Below are 530 nucleotides of genomic sequence, written 5' to 3'. Positions count from 1 at the left end.
CATTCTAAACCAGGTTTGCGTATTTGTCTTTTTTATTTTATAAGATGGAAATATTTTGAACTGAATTTACTCATTATCAGTAAAATAATGAAACGTTATGCTTGCATTAAGCTTCTACCTATGTTTTAATATAGAAATTGCTCGTAAAGTATAAGTTTTAAATCGGAATGATTACTATCAAAAAAGAACATTGAAAGGATGAGAATTCATTGGCTAAAAAATCAAAGGTTGTAAAAGAACGTAAACGTCAACAATTGGTAGAAAAGTATGCACTTCTTCGACAGGAACTAAAAGAAAAAGGGGACTATGAAGCGTTACAAAAACTGCCGCGTGACTCCTCACCAACTCGTTTAAAGAATCGGTGCCGTGTAACAGGAAGACCGAGGGGCTATTTACGTCAATTCCAAATGTCCCGAATTGCATTTCGAGAACTAGCTTATAAAGGGCAAGTTCCTGGTGTGAAAAAAGACTGGAGTTGATGAAACATGATGGGTGCACTTAAAAATCATCGAGATGAACAAGTGATGGTT

The 530-nt window shown here is 35.1% G+C and carries 1 protein-coding gene; it reads left to right on the top strand.

Annotation, left to right across the window (positions count from 1 at the left end):
- Window positions 1–209: 209 nt before the first annotated feature.
- The gene (gene rpsN / locus AC1UFB_RS14595; protein ID WP_482589427.1) at window positions 210–479 is read left to right on the top strand and encodes a 30S ribosomal protein S14; all 270 of its coding nucleotides are present in this window, start codon (window positions 210–212) and stop codon (window positions 477–479) included.
- Window positions 480–530: the final 51 nt, after the last annotated feature.

The organism is Priestia sp. KCTC 13724 (genome assembly GCF_056820425.1).
This window is presented reverse-complemented; position numbering and strand designations above follow the sequence as displayed.